The organism is Agrobacterium sp. AGB01, from assembly GCF_014851585.1.
Lineage (GTDB): Bacteria > Pseudomonadota > Alphaproteobacteria > Rhizobiales > Rhizobiaceae > Agrobacterium.
In genome coordinates, this window is sequence record NZ_JACVAB010000001.1 from 494,607 (window position 1) to 515,881 (window position 21,275).

The window sequence follows — 21,275 nt, forward strand, 5'->3', positions numbered from 1 at the left end:
TCTGACGCGGCGGGGGACGAGCCAGCTATCAGACTACGGCGTGATCAGGCGCCGTTGACTAATAATTGTGGCTGCAATTGAGGCTTTTCAAGGGAAGAAACTATTACAAATCGGTAACGTTAAGGTGAGCGTTGGACACGGGTTTTGAGCGAATCTTTCTGGGCATGAAACCGGGCCAAATCTAACTTTCTGTGGACGCAAGATGAGGCGCAAGGTAACGATGGCACCATGAAAAAAGGCGATCATCTCTTCCTCGTTGACGGCTCCGGCTTTATTTTCCGGGCGTTTCACGCAATTCCAGCATTGAACCGCAAGTCCGATGGCTTGCCGGTGAATGCGGTTTCCGGTTTTTGCAATATGCTCTGGAAATTGCTGCGGGATGCTCGCAACACCGATGTTGGCGTTACGCCCACGCATTTCGCTGTCATTTTTGACTATTCCTCAAAGACATTTCGCAATGAGCTTTATGACCTTTACAAGGCAAACCGCTCTGCACCGCCAGAGGACCTGATCCCGCAGTTCGGATTGATCCGTCATGCGACCCGTGCGTTCAACCTGCCGTGCATTGAAAAGGAAGGTTTTGAGGCCGACGATCTGATCGCCACCTACGCCCGGCAGGCCGAGGCGGTGGGCGCCGACACCACCATCATTTCGTCCGACAAGGACCTGATGCAGCTCATCACGGCCAACGTGCACATGTACGATGCCATGAAGGACAAGCAGATAGGCATCCCGGAAGTCATCGAAAAATGGGGTGTACCGCCGGAAAAGATGATCGACCTGCAGGCGATGACCGGAGATTCGACCGACAATATTCCGGGCATTCCAGGCATCGGTCCGAAAACGGCAGCGCAGCTTCTGGAAGAATATGGTGATCTCGACACGCTGCTTGAACGGGCAGGCGAGATTAAGCAGCAGAAACGCCGTGAAAACATCATAGCCAACACGGAGCTGGCGCGGTTGTCTCGTCAGCTGGTGTCGTTGCGCACGGACGTACCGCTTGAAATGCAGCTCGACCAGCTGGTGCTGGAGCCGCAAGACGGACCCAAGCTGGTTGCCTTCCTGAAGGCCATGGAGTTTACGACGCTGACCCGCCGTGTGGCAGAGGCCACGGGTGCGGAAGCCAGCGAGATTGAGGCTGCAGTCGTAGCCGTCGAATGGGGCGCAGATGCCCATGGTCCTGATGTCGGTGCTGGCACAACAGCCGCAGCACAGCCGTCGCAGGCAGCGGTGTCGGCAGACGATGCGCAGGTCGTCCGCAAGGACGGTTTCGCGCCGTCTGATCTGGCGGCATCGCGTGCTGCGTTGTTCGCATCATCGCCCATCGACACGACCGGCTATGCTACAATTTGTGACATCCAGACGCTCGATCGATGGATTGCGGATGCCTACGAGACAGGCGTTGTCGCTTTCGATACCGAAACAACATCCCTTGATCCGATGCAGGCCGAGCTTGTCGGTTTTTCGCTGGCACTCGCTGATAACAACAAGGATGGTTCCGGAACAACCATTCGCGCCGCCTATGTGCCTTTGACCCACAAGACCGGGTCTGGTGGTGATCTGTTCAGCGATGGCATCAAGTTGAGCGAAGGCCAGATACCTTTCCGTGATGCTCTTGAGCGGCTGAAGCGCCTGCTTGAAGACCCTTCCGTCCTGAAGGTCGCGCAGAACCTCAAATACGATTACCTGCTGATGAAGCGCCACGGCGTGGTGATTGACGGTTATGACGACACGATGCTGATGTCATACGTGCTGGAGGCGGGCAAAGGCACGCACGGCATGGATGCTCTGTCTGAGCGTTGGCTTGGTCATAAGCCGATTGCCTACAAGGACGTTGCGGGCTCTGGCAAAGCCAGCGTCACCTTCGATTTCGTAGACATTGAGAAAGCCACCGCCTATGCCGGTGAAGACGCGGATGTAACACTGCGCCTCTGGCTCGTACTGAAACCGCGTCTGGCTGCTGAAGGTCTGACGTCAGTCTATGAAAGGCTGGAGCGGCCGCTGGTGGCTGTGCTGTGCCGCATGGAAGAGCGCGGCATCACCATTGACCGTCAAATCCTGTCGCGTCTCTCGGGAGAGCTGGCGCAAAAGGCCGCTGCCGCAGAAGAAGAGATCTATACGTTGGCAGGTGAACGGTTCAACGTCGGTTCGCCCAAGCAGCTTGGTGACATCCTGTTCGGCAAGATGGGGCTACCCGGTGGTTCCAAAACCAAGACCGGACAATGGTCTACCTCTGCACAGGTGCTGGAAGATCTGGCCGCCGAGGGTGCGGAACTGCCCTCGAAGATTGTTGACTGGCGTCAGCTGACCAAGTTGAAGTCAACCTATACAGATGCGCTGCCGGGTTACATTCATCCCGAGACAAAGCGTGTTCATACATCTTACGCAATGGCCTCGACAACGACAGGGCGTCTGTCATCGTCCGAACCGAACTTGCAGAATATTCCGGTTCGTACTGCGGAAGGTCGCAAGATCAGAACGGCATTTATCACCACGCCCGGTCACAAGCTTCTGTCTGCCGACTATAGCCAGATTGAATTGCGTGTGCTGGCGCATGTGGCGGATATTCCACAGCTGCGGCAGGCCTTTGAGAATGGCGTCGACATTCATGCCATGACCGCCTCTGAAATGTTTGGCGTGCCGGTTGAGGGCATGCCGTCAGAAGTGCGCCGCCGCGCCAAGGCCATCAACTTCGGCATCATCTACGGTATTTCCGCTTTCGGTCTTGCCAATCAGCTGAGCATTGGCCGCTCGGAAGCCGGCGAATACATCAAAAAGTATTTTGAGCGTTTCCCCGGCATCAAGGACTATATGGAAGCGACCAAAGCCTTTGCACGCGACAAGGGTTATGTGGAAACCATTTTTGGTCGCCGGGCCTATTATCCTGAAATCCGCTCGTCCAACCCGTCTGTCCGTGCCTTTAACGAACGCGCGGCGATAAATGCGCCTATTCAGGGCTCTGCGGCGGATGTCATTCGCCGCGCCATGGTGCGTGTCGAACCGGCACTGTTGGCGGAAAAGCTTTCGGCGCGGATGCTGTTGCAGGTGCACGACGAATTGATATTCGAGGTTGAAGACGCGGAAATCGACAAGGCGTTGGAGCTTGTCGTGTCTGTCATGGAAAACGCGGCAATGCCTGCCGTATCCATGGCCGTGCCGCTGAAGGTTGATGCGAGAGCCGCGACCAACTGGGATGAGGCGCACTAATACCGGTTTTAGAGCATCCATCAAAAAACTTCATCAACCGGATCACCGTCAAAGGATCGTCAGTCGATCGTGTATCTGTCATGGAAGAAGCTGAAAACGCGCCTAGTAGCAGGCGTGTTTTAAAAGCGTTGTGACAGGAGTAGCGAATGGAAAAGCTGACGCTCTATATAGGCAACAAGAATTATTCCTCATGGTCTTTCCGGCCATGGCTTGCCATGGAAGCGGCGGGAGTTCCTTTTGAGGAAGTTCTGATTCCCTTCGACTTTGCGGCAGGCAATCCGAAGTTCAAGGATATCTCGCCCACCAAACTGGTTCCTGTCCTGCACCACGGCGATCTGCGTGTCTGGGAATCACTTTCGATCATCGAATATGTGGCTGATCTCTTCCCTGAAAAGCAGTTGTGGCCAACAAATATAAAAGACCGGGCAGTCGCACGCTCTGTTTCCATGGAAATGCTGGGCGGTTTCCGGGCTCTACGACAGGCTTGCCCAATGCACATGCGCAGGAAAAAGAGTAAACTTGAGGTGTCCGACGCGGTTCGTAAGGATGTCGAGCGTATTGAAAACATCTGGCGTGAATTGCGAGTCCGCTCTGGCGGACCCTACCTTTTTGGGGCTTTTTCGGCTGCAGACGCCATGTTTGCGCCGGTTGTCTGCCGTTTTGATGTCTATGATCTGGTTTCCAATGAAGATACTCTGGAGTATATGCAGGTGATGAAGGCGCATCCTGCATGGCAAAAGTGGTATCAGGCGGCAATTGTTGAGCCGTGGACTGTTCTCGAGGGTGAAGCATAACCCTGCAAAACCTGAAAAAATATGCGTGGGGACTGGTCAAGACCCGGTAAGGCATGTATAAGCGCGCCAAATTTCCGATTTCGAAACATGCGGCATTCAGCCATAAGTGGCAACATGCTCCGTTTCGTCCGTTAAGTGGAGTAACACAAATGGCTGTACCTAAAAGAAAAACAAGCCCGTCCAAGCGCGGTATGCGCCGTTCGGCTGACGCTCTCAAGGCTTCGACATACGTTGAAGACAAGAACTCCGGCGAACTGCGTCGCCCACACCATATCGATCTGAAGACCGGTATGTACCGTGGCCGTCAGGTTCTGACGCCGAAGGAAAGCGCATAAGCGTTTTCTGACTGACTGATTAAAAAAGCTGGCCTTGTGCCAGCTTTTTTTATGCCTGCATTTTACCGTCAGTGCAGGCGGCAGCACACTACGTATCGGCCATCTTGGAAATCGGTAATCTTCCACATACACTCCCATTGAGGATGGAGACCCGGGCGACTGTTCGGGATTGCGTGAAAACGCTGTAGTGGAGGAAATGAACGGTGAAGCATCGCTGGATACCCGTTGCTGTCGTGTGTCTGGTCTTGGGCCTTGTCGCCATGACCAAGGGCAGCGAACTTGTTTCCCGCCATTTCATGAATGAAGCCTCTTCCCAGGCCCATACAACGCTCAGGCTGGCTGTTTCGGCTCTCGGTGGGCATCTAAGCCGCTACGAGCCATTGCCCGCCCTGATGGCCGATCATGACGATATTGAAGAACTGGTTAGCGACCCTTCCAACCAGTTGCTGCGTGACCGCGCCAATATCTATCTGAAAGAGATCAACACCCTTCTGCACTCGTCGGACATTTATGTCATGACGCTGGACGGTGAAACGATTGCTGCCAGCAACTTCGATGGACCGGCCACCTTCATTGGCCAGAACTTCAGCTATCGGCCCTATTTTCAGGAGGCAGCAAAAGGCCAGCAATCGCGGTTCTTTGCCCTTGGCACCACCTCGCATAAGCGTGGCTATTATTTCTCCTCCCCCATTCTGTTCGAGAATGTCATCAAGGGCGTGATCGTTTTTAAGGTCGATATTGAAGGCATCGAGGCTTCCTTCGGTAATGGTGAAAATCGGATCATCGTGTCGGATCCTGAAGGCATCATCTTCATGACTGGTACGGCGGAGTGGCTCTATGCCTCTCTGCTGCCATTGACCAAGGATCGGTTGTTGCGAACCGAAACATCGCGCCGTTACTCGGATGCGACATTGCGTGAATTGCCATTGAGCATCGAAAGCAGTGACGGACATGCACTATTCAAGATCGCCAGCGGGCAGGGGGAGCAGGAATATCTCGCCCTGTCGCAACTGATGCCTGAAGCCGGCTGGACCGTGCGGGTGTTGATGGACACCAGTTCGGTGCGCAACCAGGTACGCACGACTGTCATTGCGGTGGTGCTCTGCCTTTGCCTTGCAGGGTTCATCCTTGCCGCAGTTCTGCAGCGCCGAGCACGATTACAGGAACGAATGGTGCTGCAGGCTGAAACACAGGCCGAGTTGGAACGAAGGGTGGCAGAGCGCACGCAAGATCTGGCGCGGGTGAACCGCCATATTGAGCGTGAAATTGCCGAACGCCGGCAAACCGAAAAACAGCTGCGCAAAACGCAAGGGGACCTCATTCAGGCCGGTAAGCTGGCCGGTCTCGGCCAGATGTCGGCCGCCCTGTCGCATGAATTCAACCAACCACTGGCGGCAGCAAAAACCTACGCCGACAGTGCGGCCCTCCTTATCGGACGTAACAGAGTGGAGGAGGCCAGCGACAACCTCAAGAGGATCTCTGCTTTGATCGATCGCATGGCGTCAATCAGTCGCCACTTACGTAACTTCGCCCGCAAACCGAATGAAAAGATGACGTCTGTCTCGCTTGAAGAGGCAATGCAGGACACGCTGGAAATTCTGCATGCGCGATTGAGGGCCGCCAACGCCGATCTTATCGTAGATTTTGGGACCAACCCCTTGAGCGTCAAGGCGGGCCTCGTCCGTTTGCAGCAGGTTCTGGTGAATATCATTTCAAATGCTGCGGATGCGGTGGAGACTTTGGAAGACCGCCGGATCTTTGTTACTGCGAAACAGCATGATGGCAGGGTCCTGATTTCGGTGCGGGATTATGGCCCGGGAGTGCCAGCCGCGATCATGGAACGTATCTTCGATCCGTTTTTTACCACCAAGGGCGTCGGTCGTGGCTTGGGTCTTGGCCTGTCCATCTCGTACAACATTATCAAGGATTTTGGCGGAGAACTGCGCGTGCGTAATCCTGAGGGCGGCGGTGCCGAGTTCGTTATCGAATTGTCGATGGCTGAGCGTATTGCGGAGGTCGCTGCAGAATGAATGGTGCCCGTGTCTTGCTGATTGATGATGAGGAAGAGCTTCGCCTTTCCACGGCGCAGGCGCTGGAACTGTCCGGTTTTTCCGTAACCATGCTGTCCAGTGCCGAACATGCCCTTGAACTGATCGGTTATAGTTTTGATGGTGTGGTCGTCAGCGATATCAGGATGCCTGGCATGGATGGCATGACATTGCTGCAAAAAGTCCGGGAGCTGGATGCAGAGATCCCGGTTATTCTGGTAACCGGCCACGGCGACGTGCAACTGGCCGTTAATGCCATGCGCAATGGCGCTTACGACTTCATGGAAAAACCTTTCACGGCACAATATCTCTCAGGTGTCATTCACCGCGCCATGGATAAACGGTCGCTGGTTCTGGAAAACAGACGCCTGCGCGCCGTCGCTGGCAAACGTGATGATCTTGAAACGAGGCTTCCCGGTCGCACGCAAGTCATGGTGGATCTTCGCTATCGAATCCGAGCGATTGGTGCCGCCGATGCCGATACCTTGATTATTGGCGCAACCGGTGCCGGTAAGGAAGTCGTGGCGCGTGCCCTGCATGATGTCAGCAACCGCGCCAATCGTCCGTTCGTGGCGATCAATTGTGCGGCCTTGCCACAGAACCTGATTGAAAGCGAATTGTTCGGCCATGAGGCTGGCGCCTTTCCCGGGGCCATTCGTGCCCGCTACGGCAAATTTGAACACGCTCGTGGCGGTACCATTCTGCTTGATGAAATCGGCTCGATGCCAATCGACATTCAAGCGAGATTCCTGCGCGTGCTGCAGGAGCGGGTTATTACCCGTCTTGGTTCCAACGACATTGTGGAACTGGATGTCCGCTTCATTGCCACCAGTAAGGTCGATCTTGAGGCAGAGGTGGCTGCCGGCCGTTTTCGCCCTGATCTGCTCTATCGGCTAAACGTCGCAACCGTGCACGTGCCATCGCTGGCACAAAGGCGGTCCGATATTCCGCTGTTGTTCCTGCATCTGGTGCGTGAGGCGGCGGCTCGTTATGGCCGCGAGGATAGGGAGGTTCCGCAAAGTGTTATCGCAGAGGTAGCGACGCGGGAATGGCCAGGAAATGTGCGTGAATTGCGCAATGCTGCCGACCGTTTCGTGCTTGGCCTATCATCTGAAAATGCCGAGCAGGTGGCCACCGATGAAGACAACAGGCAACCACATCGTCTGGCGGATAAAGTGGCGTCCTATGAGCGCGATCTGATTGCCCATTCCATTACGTCCAATGCCGGAAATCTGAAGGCGGTTTATGAGACGCTCGGTATCTCACGCAAAACGCTCTACGAGAAAATGCAAAAATACGGTCTCGATAAACGCCATTTGGGCAATTTTGCGCATCTCGACGACGAGGCGTTGTAACGCCAATTGGCCAGATGGGTGGATTTCCACCCATCATTTTTCCGCAATGTTTCGAATTCCACCCATTTACCATTTATTCATAGCAAAAGATGCTGCGGCGTCATGTGAAGCCGATTGCAGTTTCGTGTCCCCCCGCTGCAAATGACGTATCCGCAGGTTCCGATTGAGGAGTCGGTTCTTGCGAACATCATCGTCACATTCTGGGAGGAACCGATGAACTTTTTCAAGACACTGTCGTCTGCCGTCATGGCTGCAACCGTTTCGCTGGTTGCGATGTCTGCTTCTGCGCAGACCTATCCGGATCGCGGTATCACCATGGTGGTGCCTTTTGCAGCCGGTGGTCCGACCGATACTGTAGCCCGTCTGGTTGCTGAATCCATGTCCAAGGACCTTGGCCAGCAAATCGTCGTTGAAAATGTTGGCGGTGCCGGCGGCACACTTGGTGCCGGTCGCGTCGCCGCTGCTGATCCTGATGGTTACACGATCCTGCTGCACCATATCGGCATGGCGACCAGCGCCACGCTCTATCGCAAGCTGGCCTATGATACGCTCAATGCATTCGAATATGTTGGCCTCGTCACTGATGTGCCGATGACCATCCTGTCACGCAAGGATCTGGAGCCGACGGACCTTAAGGGCCTGATTGAATATGCCAAGGCCAACAAGGACACAGTAACGGTTGCCAATGCCGGTATCGGTGCCGCCTCGCATCTGTGCGGCATGCTGTTCATGAGCGCGATTGAGACACCGCTGGTGACAGTGCCTTACAAGGGAACTGGTCCAGCGATGACTGACCTTCTCGGCGGCCAGGTTGATATTATGTGCGACCAGACAACCAACACCACCAAGCAGATCCAGGGTAAAACAGTCAAAGCCTTCGCAGTGACCTCGCCAAATCGTCTTGATGTTCTGCCTGACGTACCAACTGCTGTTGAAGCAGGCCTGCCCGGCTTTGAAGTGGGCATCTGGCATGGTGTCTATGCACCAAAGGGCACACCGCAGGAGGCTGTCGATCGTCTCTCCAAGTCGCTTCAGGTCGCATTGAAGGACCCGAACATTGCAGCGCGCTTTGCTGAACTTGGTACCATCCCATCCCCGGAAGCAGATGGCACGCCCGCCGCGCTGAAGGCCAAGCTTGAAAGCGAAATCGCTCGCTGGAAGCCGGTCATCGAGTCTGCTGGTCAATACGCCGACTGATACCTCCATCTGAAAGAGCCGGCGGCAAGGCCGCCGGTCCCTTTAGCCCTTTCCATGGTGCGCTAGCGTTTGATGCATGCGCGGAAGCGGAGCTTCTATGAAATCAGTTTCCTTCAATATGTCCGAAGCCGTTTGTGGATTGATCTTTGTCGGTCTCGGCATGGCGTTCGGTTGGCAAGCTTTCGAGCTCGATCTGGGCACGACATTTCGGATGGGGCCGGGGTATTTCCCCTTTGTCCTGTCATTGGTTCTCGTCTTGTTGGGTGCGGTTATATTCCTGCGTTCTGGCAAGGTGGCACATGAACCGCTGGGCGCTATCGCCTGGCGCGGTATGTTGCTTATTTTGCCCGCACCAGTCTTCTTTGGATTTACCGTTCGCGGGCTCGGGTTTGTGCCCGCAATATTTTTCACGGCGCTGATTGCCGCCTTCGCCTCCCGTAAAATGAAAGTCCACACCGCCGTCCTTCTGGCCGCCGGGCTGACTGTCTTTTCGGTCGTCGTGTTCAATTATGGTCTTGGCCTGCCGTTCCAGCGGTTTGGTCCATGGCTCAAGTTCTAAGAGGTTTCGATGGAACTTTTCGATAATCTCGCACTTGGTTTCAGCACGGCGTCGTCGTTTGGAAACCTGTTCTTCTGCCTGATTGGCGTGTTGCTGGGAACCTTGATCGGCGTGTTGCCGGGCATTGGCGCAACGGCAACCATCGCCATGTTGTTGCCGATCACCTTCCAGCTTGAGCCGGTTTCGTCACTGATCATGCTGGCCGGTATTTATTACGGCGCGCAGTATGGTGGCTCAACCACCGCTATCCTGATCAATATGCCGGGCGAATCCTCATCTGCCGTAACGGCCATCGATGGTTATCAGATGGCCCGCAAAGGTAAGGCGGGTATAGCACTTGCCACAGCGGCAATTGGTTCGTTTTTTGCAGGAACAGTTGCGACATTCCTGGTGGCGATCTTTGCGCCGCCACTGACGGTGATTGCACTAAAGTTCGGTGCTGCCGAATATTTTTCACTGATGGTCGTCGGTCTGGTATCGTCGATTGCCCTGGCGCATGGCTCCATCGTGAAGGCACTGGCGATGGTGGTGCTGGGCCTGCTTCTCGGTCTTGTTGGCACCGATATCTACAGCGGTACACCGCGCTTCACGCTTGGCATCCGAGAATATGCCGATGGCCTGAATTTCGTGGCGCTTGCAGTTGGTGTTTTCGGCATAGCGGAAATCCTGCGCAATCTCGAAGATGAACATTCCCGTTCGGTGCTGATGTCCAAAGTCAGCGGCCTATTGCCAAGCAAGGATGATTTCAAACGTATGATTGCGCCTATTCTGCGTGGAACCGTCATTGGCTCGGCTTTGGGTATTCTGCCCGGTGGTGGCGCAATCCTTGCTTCATTCGCGTCTTACACCGTTGAAAAACGTGTGTCGAAAAACCCTGAGGAATTCGGCCATGGTGCGATTGCCGGTGTGGCCGGTCCAGAATCTGCCAATAATGCCGGAGCGCAGACATCCTTCATCCCGCTGCTGACGCTTGGCATTCCCGCCAATCCCGTTATGGCGCTAATGATTGGTGCGATGATCATTCAGGGCATTGTGCCCGGTCCAAATGTGGTGAGCGAACAGCCTGCCTTGTTCTGGGGTATCATTGCGTCGATGTGGATTGGCAACCTGATGCTGGTGGTCTTGAACCTGCCGTTGATCGGGCTTTGGGTCAAATTGCTCACCATTCCCTATTACGTGCTGTTTCCGATCATCATGGCCTTCTGTGCCATCGGTGTTTACAGCGTCAACTCCAATGTCTTCGACCTCTACGCCGTCGCATTTTTTGGTTTCATTGGTTACGTGCTGGTGAAACTGCGCTGTGAGCCGGCGCCGCTGCTGCTCGGCTTCGTGCTTGGGCCGCTGTTGGAGGAGAACCTGCGCCGTGCCATGATCCTGTCGCGCGGCGATCCGACAACATTCGTCACACGGCCGATCAGCGCCATCCTGTTGGCAATTGCAGCCTTGGTTCTGGTTGTCGTCTTCCTGCCAAGCGTCAAGGCAAAGCGTGAGCAGGTTTTTCAGGAAGAAGAATAATCCTCATCGGGTCTCACTACCCGCAACCCCGGCATTTCCTGCCGGGGTTTTTCGTTGGTGAGTGTGTCGTCCGCGCCGTTATGTCATAGCGCGCATTCTGAAAATCAATTCCGATTTTGTGGGTGCTGTTGTACAATCGTGAAAATACCCCGCAGAAGGGATGCGCCATGAAAAACGACGACGACCTTGAGATGACGCCGGAAGAAGCCCGGCAGGATCATTGGGACATGTTGTGGTTTCTGGCGCGTAATGCCGGATTCGGGGCAAGCCTTGGCCTATTTATCGCGGCTGGTTTGATGTTCTTTGATATCGGCGGTCTTGGAACCCGGATTGAACATTCCCAAAATCCGCTGTTGCCAATGTTGCTGATTTCTCTGCCTCTTGTCACAACCTTTGCCGGTGCCGTGACGGCATCCGCAATCATGTTGATGCCGTATAAACGGCGTAAGGAAAGGTGAGGTGACATTATGCCGTCGGTTGACATTCTGCCGGTGTGGGTTGAATGCAGCACTGTTGAATAAATGAGGATATGCATGCCGACTGATATGGAAGCGCGGGTAGTGTCACTGGAAGAAACGGTCGCCCATCAAAGCCGTGTTATCGATGAACTCTCGGATCAACTGGCGGAGCAATGGCGCGTCGTGGAACAAACGCGTGCCAAACTGGACCGTTTGACGGAGCGGTTTTTGAGCCTGGAAGAACAGTCATTGGACGCGCCCGCCATAACCAAGCCGCCACATTACTGAAATCCCCACATTGCAGAGGTAACAGCATTGATAGCAACAGCAGCCGAAATCATCACCTTCTGGACAAATGCAGGTCCTGAAAAGTGGTTTGCCAAGGATGAGGATTTCGACCAGGAGTTCCATGATCGATTTAAAGCTGCGCATTTTGCAGCGGCTGCCCGTGAACTGGATGACTGGCTGAACAATGCGGAAAGTGCACTGGCTCTTCTGCTATTGTTGGATCAGTTCCCACGCAACTGTTTCCGCGGAACGGGCCATATGTATGCGACGGATTCGCTTGCTCGACATTTTGCCCATAAGTCCATCGCGCAAGGTCTTGATACGGCGGTCGATGAGGCGCTGTGCGTGTTTTTCTATATGCCGTTCATGCACTCGGAAGAGTTGGATGATCAGGAGTTCTGCTGCCGCCTGATCGAGATCATTGGTGGCCCGTCATTACACCACGCCATCGAGCACCGTGACATCATCAAGCGCTTTGGCCGCTTTCCTCATCGCAACAGAATTCTCGGCCGCGACACGACGCCAGAAGAACAGGCGTTTCTCGATGAGGGTGGATTTGCCGGATAATAAAAAGGCTGGAGATTGTCACAATCTCCAGCCTTTCAATTTTATGCCGTTACGTCAGACTCTTAGCCGTCAAAGAATTCCTTCATGCGGGCAAAGAAACCCGACGATTCCGGGTTGTTTTCCTTCGACGAAAGCTGCTCGAATTCCTGTAGCAACTCTCTTTGACGTTTGCTGAGTTTCTGCGGCGTTTCGATCTGGATCTGGATATAGAGATCGCCCGTCTGCGCAGAACGTAGCACCGGCATGCCCTTACCCTTCAAACGGAACTGTTTGCCGGCCTGTGTGCCCTCAGGCACGGAGACACGCGATTTTGTGCCATCCAGTGTCGTTACATCGAATGTACCGCCTAGAGCTGCCGTAGTCATCGAAATTGGCACGGCGCAGTAAAGATCTGCACCATCCCGCTGGAAAAATTCGTGCGGTTTTACAGACAGGAAGATGTACAGGTCACCGGTCGGTCCACCGCGCATGCCGGCTTCACCTTCGCCCTGCAGACGAATGCGTGTGCCGTCTTCGATACCCGACGGAATGTTGACGGAAAGCGAACGTTCTTCGGTGACACGTCCCTGGCCATGGCACTTGCCGCACGGGTCGGTGATTGTTTGACCTCGACCATGACAGGTAGGGCAAGTGCGCTCGACCGAGAAGAAACCTTGCGCTGCGCGCACACGACCGGAACCCTGGCAGGTGCCACAGGTCTTGGGCTGCGTGCCGGGCTTGGCGCCAGAACCAGTGCATACGTCGCAGGTGATCGAGGTCGGGACTCGGATCTGCGCCGTTTTGCCAGTAAAGGCTTCTTCAAGCGAGATTTCCATGTTGTAGCGCAAGTCAGCGCCACGTTCGCGGCCTCCGGATGAACGGCGTGCGCGACCGCCACCCATCATCTCGCCGAAGATGTCTTCGAAGATGTCGGAGAAGCCGCCATTGGCGAAACCACCGCCACCACCGCCACCCATGCCGCCTTGCTCAAAGGCAGCGTGACCGAAACGATCATAGGCCGCGCGCTTTTGCGGGTCCTTCAGCGTTTCATAGGCTTCGTTGATTTCTTTGAATTTCTTTTCAGACTCGGCGTCATCTGGATTTTTGTCCGGATGATACTTCATTGCAAGTTTGCGAAAGGCGCTTTTCAGCTCCTTTTCATCGGCGGACTTGCTCACACCGAGGGTTTCGTAAAAGTCTGCTTTCGCCATGAAGATAACACGCCCCAAAATGGATTTCCGGCTGCACGAGGCAGCCGGATTTTAGTCATTCAATCAAGTACGTTCAGAAGCCAGCATTAAGCAGACTTCTTGTCGTCCTTGATTTCCTCGTAATCTGCATCGACGATATCGTCCTTGGCGCCTTCAGCATTGCCTTCACCGGCTTCTGCCTGCTGCGCTTCGTAGATCGCCTGACCAAGCTTCATGGAGACTTCCATGAGTGTCTGGGTCTTGGCCTGAATATCGTCTGCATCCGGCTCGGAAGCTTCAACGGCTGTCTTGAGCGATGCAATTGCATCTTCAATAGCCTTGCGGTCTGCTTCCGAAACCTTGTCGCCATACTCCGTCACCGACTTTTCGGTCGAGTGGATGAGGCTTTCAGCCTGGTTCTTGGCTTCAACGCCTGCACGACGTTTCTTGTCGGCTTCAGCATTGGCTTCCGCGTCCTTGACCATCTTTTCGATGTCCGCGTCGGACAGACCACCAGATGCCTGAATGCGGATCTGCTGTTCTTTGCCTGTGCCCTTGTCCTTGGCGGATACCTGAACGATACCGTTGGCGTCGATGTCGAAGGTCACTTCGATCTGCGGAACGCCGCGTGGTGCCGGTGGCAGGCCAACCAGGTCGAACTGGCCGAGAAGCTTGTTGTCCTGTGCCATTTCGCGCTCGCCCTGGCTGACGCGGATGGTTACGGCAGACTGGCTGTCTTCAGCGGTCGAGAAGGTCTGGCTCTTCTTTGTCGGGATCGTCGTGTTGCGGTCGATCAGACGGGTGAAGACGCCACCCAGTGTTTCGATGCCCAGCGACAGCGGAGTTACGTCGAGAAGCAGAACATCCTTGACGTCGCCCTGCAGAACGCCAGCCTGAATGGCAGCGCCCATGGCAACAACTTCGTCAGGGTTTACGCCCTTGTGCGGCTCTTTGCCGAACAACTGCTTTACGATTTCCTGCACCTTAGGCATACGGCTCATGCCGCCAACCAGAACGACTTCGTCGATCTCGGAGGCAGATACGCCAGCGTCCTTGAGAGCGGCCTTGCACGGCGCAACGGTGCGCTGAACGAGGTCATCAACCAGGCTTTCGAACTTGGCGCGTGTCAGCTTCAGTGTCAGGTGCTTTGGACCGGTTGCGTCTGCCGTGATGAATGGCAGGTTGATTTCGGTCTGCTGCGAAGACGAAAGCTCGATCTTTGCCTTTTCTGCGGCTTCCTTGAGACGCTGCAGCGCAAGCTTGTCGCCCTTCAGGTCAATGCCCTGATCCTTCTTGAATTCACCGGCCAGATATTCGACCAGACGCATGTCGAAGTCTTCACCACCAAGGAACGTGTCGCCATTGGTGGACTTTACTTCAAATACGCCATCGCCGATTTCCAGAACGGAAATATCGAAGGTGCCACCGCCAAGGTCATAAACAGCAATCGTCTTGCCGTCCTTCTTGTCGAGGCCGTAAGCGAGAGCAGCCGCAGTCGGCTCGTTGATGATGCGCAGAACTTCAAGACCGGCGATACGGCCAGCATCCTTGGTTGCCTGACGCTGTGCATCGTTAAAGTAGGCAGGAACCGTGATAACGGCCTTTTCGACCTTCTCACCAAGGTAAGCCTCTGCGGTTTCCTTCATCTTCTGAAGAATCATCGCGGAGATCTGCGATGGGGAATATCCCTTGCCCTGGGCTTCTACCCATGCATCACCGTTATCGCCCTTGACGATTTCGAAAGGAACGAGGCCCTTGTCCTTGGCAACGGTCGGGTCGTCATAACGACGGCCAATCAGACGCTTTACCGCGAACAGTGTGTTTGTCGGGTTCGTTACAGCCTGACGCTTGGCAGGCTGGCCAACCAGACGCTCACCATCGTCGCTGAACGCAACCATAGAAGGGGTGGTGCGTGCACCCTCTGCATTTTCAATGACCTTGGTGTCCTTGCCGTCCATAACTGAGACGCAGGAATTGGTCGTGCCAAGGTCGATACCGATTACTTTTGCCATTCTACTCTCTCCTTGAAGCGAGTTGTCGGAACCCCGGTAGGCATTCCATTGACAACTCCTTGACTTGGATTGTCTTGATATCTGTTCAGCATTTTTGCTGTTCTGGGGCGTATATAAGGAGCGATTTTTCCGGCTGCAAGGCGGTAAGCGGTGTGGAATGCGGCAAAACAAAAGAAATGGAATGGCCTACCACAGTTTATTGCCACAACATGCGTTCCAGCCGTCGAACTCCTGAGCTCATATAGGTGCTGCTGGGCGAATAATTAGAAAAAATGACATTTTGGTATATTTTTTCTGGGAGGATCAACTCAAATAAAAACGGCCCCGAGGCGGGGCCGCAATTGTCACGGAATTTCACTTATGTCAAATGGCGAGCCACTTGCGCGGTGAATCCGGCGACTGGATTTTCAGCCACTTCAGATTGACTCTGTGCCAGGGCTTTACTTCATTCGTTCGGTTGTCGAGCACGTAGTCACCCTGGTCTGTTGTCACAACAAGTACGGCATGGCCGATGCCATTTGGCAAGCGGGCGACCGCGATACGCAGGGCGCCGGAGGGCCAGCCAGCAGCAAGCAGTTTGTGGCGTTTTGTCAGTGCGTAATCTTCGCAATCGCCTTGTGTGACATTAATCTCCCAAGCGTCATTATCATCTTGATCTGACGTGTATTTTATGGCGCGGTTGATGCTGCTGTTGATGTTTTTCAGCTGGCTCATCTTGTCGGGTGACAAAGATACTTTTTTACCGCTGCCTTGAACATCGCAATCTGCAGAGTTGGTTGTGCAGAAACTCGCGAAAGAAAATGGAGCAATAGTTGTGCGGCGGGTCGAAATATGCTGATCCGGCTTCGGGGCAGCGCTGCGCGCCAATCCACTTAAGGGGGCCGCAGCGAGGCTGCTGCTACCTGCCATTAACATAGCGAAAGACAGGAATGTTGCAGTTGCTGTTTTCTTGATAAGCATGTTAGCCCCGTTTCATTGCAACCTGAATTGTTTTTATTTGGATGCTTGATATCAGGTAGTTTTTGCGGGCCAGTTAAGTGTGTATTTAAAATTTTAATGGTTGTAATTTAATTACTCAATCTGGACATATAAGTGCCATAAGGATTCTCGACGGTTTGCTTGTTTATTGAATTTCCTGCTCGGCAGGTAAATTGAGTGATATAAATGTGACGGTTTCCAGGGGTTGGAGAGGCCGGCATTTATTGTTTTAAGCCTACTGTATTGCGCCATAACGCCGTGTGGCTTATGGAGTTTGTGATTTAAAGGGACTTGATTATATTATGCGTTTTTCGAGTGTGTTGCTTTTAAGCACAGCAGTTCTTTCTGGCTGCACTGTAACCTCTTCTTCGGGGCCGGATTTTAGGTCGATCGAATCTCAGGCATCCGTCAAGCTTGTCGCTGACAAGAAGGGTGGCAATAAGGGCGTTGCAGGCATCGATTATGCGCTGATTGAAATCAACAGCCGAGTGCTTGGTTATATCGGTGGTGCAACGGGTGGTAGCATGGCGACCGGCTTCGGCGGTGGACGCGGCGGTCCTCCATCTCTGCCGCTTGGCGTTGGCGACGTTGTTCAAGTCTCAGTCTTTGAATCGCAGGCTGGCGGTCTGTTTATACCGCAGGAGGCTGGTAGCCGACCGGGCAATTATGTTTCCTTACCTGTCCAAACTATTTCGCGTGATGGTACGGTGAGTGTGCCTTATGCTGGCCGCGTACGTGCGGCAGGGCGTTCGGTTGAAGAGGTTCAGGCCGATCTCGAAGAGCGCCTGGCAAATCGCGCCATCGAACCGCAGGTCATGATCAACAAGGTCAGCAGCCGTTCCGCGCAGGTTTCCGTTCTGGGCGACGTCAAATCCGCTGCCAAAATTGACCTAAGCGAAGCTGGTGAGCGTATTCTTGACGTGATCTCTGAAGCTGGTGGCTTGAGTTCGCCGGGCATTGAATCTTATGTCACACTTATTCGTAATGGTCGCTCTGCGAAGGTCCATTACGACTATCTGACCAGCCATCCGCAGGAAAACATCTATGTGATGCCCGGCGATGTGGTGATGGTTGATCGTGAACGTCGTACATTCATGGCCTTTGGTGCTTCTGGTCTGAACGGTCGTTTCGATTTCGAAGAGTCTGAACTGAAATTGTCTGATGCACTCGGCAAGGCCGGTGGCTTGCTGGATTCAAGAGCCGATCCGGCGCAGGTCTTCCTGTACCGCGTCGTCAATCGCGACCTGCTGGTAAAGCTTGGCCTTGATACTTCGAAGTTCGTCAAAGACGAGGTTCCTGTGATCTTCCGGGCAAACTTGAGAGATCCAGCCACGTTCTTTGCGGTTCAGAAGTTCCCGATGCAGGACAAAGACATTGTCTATGTTACCAACTCGGATGCAATCGAACTGTACAAGGTTCTTGATCTGGTTGGTTCTGTACCTGCGACCGCAGCGGACGTTTCGAGTGACGTTCTTGCCACCCGCAATTCGGTTCGGGCACTTAAAAATTAAACATAATAATGGAAGCCGGTCAGGCTTTCTTTATTAATATTGCGTTAATCGTCCGTCTGTGTGATGGATTGAAAACAGATACTTATAGCCATTTGTTTTGGGGATATTTGCATGGTTATTGTCAAGCATATGCTTGGGTTGCTCTCAGCTGCAGCCATCGTTGTAGTGGCTGGGCAGTCTTCGGCAATCGCTCAGGCAACTGCACCGCAAGTTGAGGCTCCCGCAGTTGAGCAAGTTAGCACTCCTGCTGTTGAGCAGGCTGCTCCGGCGCCCGTTGTTGTGTCAAGAGCGGAAGGTGAGGCTATTGGTGCCTTCCTCGTTCGTATTCAGTCAGGCATAGCTGACGGTAGCGTCGAAGACGAAGCTATGGCGGAGCAGATTGCATTACTTTTGCCACCTGAAACCACGGTAACAGATGCGACGCGTTCGATTGTGGATGAGGTTCTTGCGTTTGCTAAGACGAATCCTACATCTGCGGAAGCTGTGGGCGATGGTCTGGCGTTGGCCGCAAATGCTGCAAGCAACGCGAATAACGCAGCTCTTGCCCGAATGATCCGTGTTCGAGTTGAAGGTGCGGCTGGTCTGCTCGCTCAGGCATTCTCTGACAACTTTACCGCGACTGCCGCTGGAGGTGGAGCTGCAGGTGCTGCTGGCGCAGGTGGCGGTGGCGCTATCGGAGGCGCTGCAGGTGCCGTTGGTGGCGGTAACGCAGGTTTTAGTGAAGGGTCTTCGCCGGTGACGCAAACGAATTCGACAAACGCACCGACCGGTGGTAGCAGCGTGAATTTTACGACGGGCAATACCACAATTGTTGGCGATGTGAGCCCAGGTTAAATTAAAGTTATGTTCCTCATACTTTCATCCAAACTAAAAGTTTGAAATTTGATGAGGAGCATAATTAGGCCCAGAACTTTCGGCATCTACTTTAGACGTTACAGTGGTATTTTATCACCTAATCTATCCTGAAGTACCGTATTTCAGAGGTGAAAGTTTGCAGCTACATAATAGACAAATTTCAGAAAAAATTTCTCACGATAATATCGATGATGAAAATCGTATTGATTTCATCGATTTTGATGCGCTGCTTGGCGCTGTACGCCGTCAATGGTTAGTCGTGGCAGTCTGTGTTGCTTGTGCTGCACTTATCGGCTTCGCAGTGGCAACTACATCCGTGCCTTTATATACAGCCAGCGCCAAGGTTCTTATGGACCGAGATGCTAATCAAGTCGTTCAACAGCTTTCTGTCATCGGTGGCGTAATGGACGATGAAGCCAGCGTTTTAAGCCAAGTAGAGTTGTTACAATCCGAAACAATAGGTCTGGCCGTCGTTGATAAGCTTGATTTGTCGAACGACCCTCAATTTATGGCCAGACAATCATCGCTTTTCGGAAGTGTCGTCCGCTTTATAAAATCCGTTGTTAGTGTTTCCCAGTGGTTCTCAAGTGGCAAAGACGACAGTGTGGCCGCCGAGGCAAAAAGACGCGCCGCGCTTGGTCGAGTCGTAGGAAATGTTGATGTTTCGAGGGTAGGGCGGACGTATGTTCTTGAAATAAAATATACATCTCCTTCACCAGAACTTGCCGCGCGTGTTGCAAATACTATTGCTTCTGAATATCTCGTAGACAAGCTGAATTCCAAATATGACGCAACCCGTCGGGCAAGCGTTTGGTTGCAGGACCGCATTGATGAGTTGCGTCGTAAAGCGATGGAAACTGACCTCGCTGTCCAGAAGTTTAAGTCTGCGAATGGCCTCGTAACTGCGGGCAATTCTCTCGTTTCAGACCAGCAACTGTCTGAATTGAACAGTGCGATGATTGTTGCTCAATCTGACTCTGCAAAAGCGGAAGCAAAACTTGACGGCATCCAAAAAGTAATAAGTGCCGGTCAATCTGACGCCATTGTAACCGACGCGCTCGACAGTTCCGTCGTCAATGAGTTGCGCAAGAAGTATCTGGCATCTTCCAAGCTAGAGTCTGAAATTTCCTCACGTCTCGGTGCTCAGCATATCCAGGCAGTCCGTCTTCGAAAAGAGATGGACGAATATCGGCGTCTGATGTTCGAAGAACTGGGACGTATCGCTGAGAGTTATAAAAGCGATCTCGCTATTGCCAAAGCCAGGGAAACTTCTCTGCAGAACAGTGTATCGTTGGCAACAGGTGTCAGTGCTGTTGCTAATGAAACGCAGGTTCAACTGCGCGAATTGGAGCGTGAGGCTGAGACATATAAGAACCTCTATCAAACATTCCTACAGCGTTACCAACAGGCTGTGCAGCAACAGTCATTCCCAGTCACGGACGCACGCGTAATTTCTAGCGCAACTGCACCAGACTCACCAAGCCAACCACGAAAATTGCTTGTGCTCGCGGCATTTTGTTTTGTTGGCGCAGGTATCGGTGCTGGTATTGGCGCATTCAGGGAATTCAGGGATCGGTTCTTCCGTACTGGAGAGCAGGTTCGTGATATCCTTGGCCTTGAATTCCTTGGCATCGCTCCGTTGATGAATGATGGTCTGCGGGTTGTTGATAACGCAACGGAAAGCAATCCTCGCAGTATTCGCAAGGCGACTGAAGTCACCAATTACGTGATTGACCATCCGCTATCATCGTTTGCTGAGACGCTTCGCAGCGCGAAGATTGCAGCTGACCTTGGGGTTTCTGAGAAAGAATGCAAGGTAATAGGTATTATTTCGACGTTGCCGGGTGAGGGGAAGTCCACGGTTTCAGTCAATTTCGCGGAGTTGCTGGCGAGCCAGGGATCCCGTGTTATCCTGATCGATGCCGATTTGCGCAATCCAGGTGCAACGCGCGCCATTGGTCGCCACGCGCAAGAAGGTCTTCTTGAAACCCTGCTTGAAGGGAAGAACCCCAAGGATTGTTTCCTTTATAATGCCCGTACCGGCATGGCTTTCTTGCCTGCTGTGGTCAAGCATCGCGTTCCGCATTCCTCTGAGTTGCTTTCATCGGTCGCGATGAGGAAGCTGTTGAGCACGCTTTCTGCCAGTGCAGACTACATCATCATCGATCTACCGCCTCTTGGGCCGGTTGTGGATGCCCGTGCCATGGCAAGCCGTATCGATGGGTTTGTCTATGTTGCAGAGTGGGGCAAAACGGCACGGCGTGTCGTACGCCAGACACTCGAGACTGAGCCTTTGATCCGCCAGAAGTGCCTTGGTGTCATCCTGAATAAGGTTGATCAGGAAAAGATGAACCTTTACCGCTCCTACGGCTCGACCGAATATTATTATTCGCGCTACTCAGAATATTACCAGGAAAAGACCTGATT

The 21,275-nt window shown here is 53.5% G+C and carries 17 protein-coding genes; 14 read left to right on the forward strand and 3 right to left on the reverse strand.

From position 1 onward, the window contains the following. Positions 1-228: 228 nt before the first annotated feature. From polA to IB237_RS02380, 11 genes are all read left to right on the forward strand, one after another. Positions 229-3,207, forward strand: coding sequence for a DNA polymerase I (gene polA / locus IB237_RS02330; RefSeq protein WP_192486993.1), 2,979 nt, complete (start codon positions 229-231; stop codon positions 3,205-3,207). A 146-nt stretch (positions 3,208-3,353) separates the two neighbouring features. Beyond that, complete coding sequence (locus IB237_RS02335; RefSeq protein WP_192486994.1) at positions 3,354-4,001, forward strand: glutathione S-transferase family protein; 648 nt, start codon at positions 3,354-3,356, stop codon at positions 3,999-4,001. Between the two features lie 149 nt (positions 4,002-4,150). Next, positions 4,151-4,336 carry a 50S ribosomal protein L32 gene (gene rpmF, locus IB237_RS02340; protein WP_006724402.1) on the forward strand — a complete coding sequence of 62 codons (186 nt, stop codon included), beginning with the start codon at positions 4,151-4,153 and terminating at the stop codon, positions 4,334-4,336. 203 nt (positions 4,337-4,539) lie between these two features. Next, a complete protein-coding gene (locus IB237_RS02345; protein WP_371815220.1) occupies positions 4,540-6,366 on the forward strand; it encodes an ATP-binding protein in 1,827 nt (608 codons plus the stop codon). Then, complete coding sequence (locus IB237_RS02350; RefSeq protein WP_192486995.1) at positions 6,363-7,739, forward strand: sigma-54 dependent transcriptional regulator; 1,377 nt, start codon at positions 6,363-6,365, stop codon at positions 7,737-7,739. Before IB237_RS02345 ends, IB237_RS02350 begins: the two co-directional genes overlap by 4 nt. Positions 7,740-7,952: 213 nt before the next feature. Beyond that, complete coding sequence (locus IB237_RS02355; RefSeq protein ID WP_192486996.1) at positions 7,953-8,936, forward strand: tripartite tricarboxylate transporter substrate-binding protein; 984 nt, start codon at positions 7,953-7,955, stop codon at positions 8,934-8,936. A gap of 97 nt (positions 8,937-9,033) precedes the next feature. After that, complete coding sequence (locus IB237_RS02360; RefSeq protein WP_192486997.1) at positions 9,034-9,495, forward strand: tripartite tricarboxylate transporter TctB family protein; 462 nt, start codon at positions 9,034-9,036, stop codon at positions 9,493-9,495. Positions 9,496-9,504: 9 nt separating this feature from the next. After that, complete coding sequence (locus IB237_RS02365; RefSeq protein ID WP_192486998.1) at positions 9,505-11,010, forward strand: tripartite tricarboxylate transporter permease; 1,506 nt, start codon at positions 9,505-9,507, stop codon at positions 11,008-11,010. A gap of 167 nt (positions 11,011-11,177) precedes the next feature. After that, positions 11,178-11,468 (forward strand): hypothetical protein, encoded by a 291-nt coding sequence (locus IB237_RS02370; RefSeq protein ID WP_192486999.1) that lies wholly within the window; start codon positions 11,178-11,180, stop codon positions 11,466-11,468. Between the two features lie 75 nt (positions 11,469-11,543). Continuing rightward, complete coding sequence (locus IB237_RS02375; RefSeq protein WP_192487000.1) at positions 11,544-11,756, forward strand: SlyX family protein; 213 nt, start codon at positions 11,544-11,546, stop codon at positions 11,754-11,756. A 27-nt stretch (positions 11,757-11,783) separates the two neighbouring features. After that, positions 11,784-12,323 (forward strand): DUF924 family protein, encoded by a 540-nt coding sequence (locus IB237_RS02380; RefSeq protein ID WP_210323803.1) that lies wholly within the window; start codon positions 11,784-11,786, stop codon positions 12,321-12,323. Between the two features lie 62 nt (positions 12,324-12,385). Here IB237_RS02380 and dnaJ read toward each other — a convergent pair whose 3' ends face one another. The 3 genes from dnaJ to IB237_RS02395 form a co-directional block, all read right to left on the reverse strand. After that, positions 12,386-13,513 carry a molecular chaperone DnaJ gene (gene dnaJ, locus IB237_RS02385; protein ID WP_192487835.1) on the reverse strand — a complete coding sequence of 376 codons (1,128 nt, stop codon included), beginning with the start codon at positions 13,511-13,513 and terminating at the stop codon, positions 12,386-12,388. Positions 13,514-13,599: 86 nt separating this feature from the next. After that, positions 13,600-15,504, reverse strand: coding sequence for a molecular chaperone DnaK (gene dnaK / locus IB237_RS02390; RefSeq protein ID WP_192487001.1), 1,905 nt, complete (start codon positions 15,502-15,504; stop codon positions 13,600-13,602). Positions 15,505-15,867: 363 nt separating this feature from the next. Beyond that, positions 15,868-16,464, reverse strand: a complete 597-nt coding sequence (locus tag IB237_RS02395; RefSeq protein WP_192487002.1) for a transglutaminase-like cysteine peptidase — start codon at positions 16,462-16,464, stop codon at positions 15,868-15,870. 320 nt (positions 16,465-16,784) lie between these two features. Here IB237_RS02395 and IB237_RS02400 point away from each other — a divergent pair, with 320 nt between their 5' ends. The 3 genes from IB237_RS02400 to IB237_RS02410 all read left to right on the forward strand — a co-directional run bounded on the left by IB237_RS02400 (position 16,785) and on the right by IB237_RS02410 (position 21,273). Continuing rightward, a complete protein-coding gene (locus IB237_RS02400; protein ID WP_192487003.1) occupies positions 16,785-17,993 on the forward strand; it encodes a polysaccharide biosynthesis/export family protein in 1,209 nt (402 codons plus the stop codon). Between the two features lie 111 nt (positions 17,994-18,104). Continuing rightward, positions 18,105-18,827 (forward strand): hypothetical protein, encoded by a 723-nt coding sequence (locus IB237_RS02405; protein WP_192487004.1) that lies wholly within the window; start codon positions 18,105-18,107, stop codon positions 18,825-18,827. 178 nt (positions 18,828-19,005) lie between these two features. Next, a complete protein-coding gene (locus IB237_RS02410) occupies positions 19,006-21,273 on the forward strand; it encodes a polysaccharide biosynthesis tyrosine autokinase (RefSeq protein ID WP_371815250.1) in 2,268 nt (755 codons plus the stop codon). Positions 21,274-21,275 lie beyond the last annotated feature (2 nt).

Excerpts from the sequence above, each read along its gene's own strand:
- polA (WP_192486993.1), top strand. The coding sequence starts at position 229 with ATGAAAAAAGGCGATCATCTCTTCCTCGTTGACGGCTCCGGCTTTATT.
- IB237_RS02335 (WP_192486994.1), top strand. The coding sequence starts at position 3,354 with ATGGAAAAGCTGACGCTCTATATAGGCAACAAGAATTATTCCTCATGG.
- rpmF (WP_006724402.1), top strand. The coding sequence starts at position 4,151 with ATGGCTGTACCTAAAAGAAAAACAAGCCCGTCCAAGCGCGGTATGCGC.
- IB237_RS02350 (WP_192486995.1), top strand. The coding sequence starts at position 6,363 with ATGAATGGTGCCCGTGTCTTGCTGATTGATGATGAGGAAGAGCTTCGC.
- IB237_RS02355 (WP_192486996.1), top strand. The coding sequence starts at position 7,953 with ATGAACTTTTTCAAGACACTGTCGTCTGCCGTCATGGCTGCAACCGTT.
- IB237_RS02360 (WP_192486997.1), top strand. The coding sequence starts at position 9,034 with ATGAAATCAGTTTCCTTCAATATGTCCGAAGCCGTTTGTGGATTGATC.
- IB237_RS02365 (WP_192486998.1), top strand. The coding sequence starts at position 9,505 with ATGGAACTTTTCGATAATCTCGCACTTGGTTTCAGCACGGCGTCGTCG.
- IB237_RS02370 (WP_192486999.1), top strand. The coding sequence starts at position 11,178 with ATGAAAAACGACGACGACCTTGAGATGACGCCGGAAGAAGCCCGGCAG.
- IB237_RS02375 (WP_192487000.1), top strand. The coding sequence starts at position 11,544 with ATGCCGACTGATATGGAAGCGCGGGTAGTGTCACTGGAAGAAACGGTC.
- dnaJ (WP_192487835.1), bottom strand. The coding sequence starts at position 13,513 with ATGGCGAAAGCAGACTTTTACGAAACCCTCGGTGTGAGCAAGTCCGCC.
- dnaK (WP_192487001.1), bottom strand. The coding sequence starts at position 15,504 with ATGGCAAAAGTAATCGGTATCGACCTTGGCACGACCAATTCCTGCGTC.
- IB237_RS02395 (WP_192487002.1), bottom strand. The coding sequence starts at position 16,464 with ATGCTTATCAAGAAAACAGCAACTGCAACATTCCTGTCTTTCGCTATG.
- IB237_RS02400 (WP_192487003.1), top strand. The coding sequence starts at position 16,785 with ATGCGTTTTTCGAGTGTGTTGCTTTTAAGCACAGCAGTTCTTTCTGGC.
- IB237_RS02405 (WP_192487004.1), top strand. The coding sequence starts at position 18,105 with ATGGTTATTGTCAAGCATATGCTTGGGTTGCTCTCAGCTGCAGCCATC.